The sequence below is a fragment of the Mesorhizobium sp. P2_D1 genome (assembly GCF_056404455.1).
Genome location: NZ_JBFUDZ010000196.1, coordinates 1 through 542 on the forward strand (window position 1 = coordinate 1; position 542 = coordinate 542).

Below are 542 nucleotides of genomic sequence, written 5' to 3' on the forward strand. Positions count from 1 at the left end.
AGCGAACCCGCTCCGCCCGCCCCGCGTGCGGACCGCTCAAAGCAGAGTTGCAGCCCGATTGACGCGATCGGCCTGACTCCGTCGGCTGACGTCAAAGTGCGCTACGTGTAGATGCAGTTTTGGTCGCGCGAGATGACCTGAAATACCAACGTCGTCGCGACCATACCGAATGTACCTCTGCAAGGCGCCCGAGTACCTCCCCTCCTTCATCTTCATTCCCCACATGGCGATGCGGAAGATAACGAGGCCGTCCTGCGCGACGATCTAATCGCCATGCTGGCGATAGTCGACCATGGCACGTTGCGTGCTGTTTTTGGGCTTCGCCAGAGGCTTGCGGCGCTCCGAAATCGTCGGCCTCGATCCTGTTGCCCTGCGCGGCAARRCCGGCTGGCGCGAGGTCGAGATYGGCCGCGGYTCGTCCGACGCCACAGGCGGGCCTGCGGCGCCCACGGCCCTCTCTTCTGCCCCGACACCGGAAGAGACAAAGCGGTAGGAGCCGAGCGGCTCAACGACCAGGATATCGCAAGTCAAAACATCCAGCC

General features: G+C 63.2%; 1 pseudogene. It reads left to right on the forward strand.

Going from position 1 to position 542, the window contains the following annotated elements:
* Nucleotides 1-243: 243 nt before the first annotated feature.
* Nucleotides 244-542 (forward strand): annotated as a pseudogene (locus tag AC1D0I_RS32935) (site-specific integrase); the annotation flags it as partial.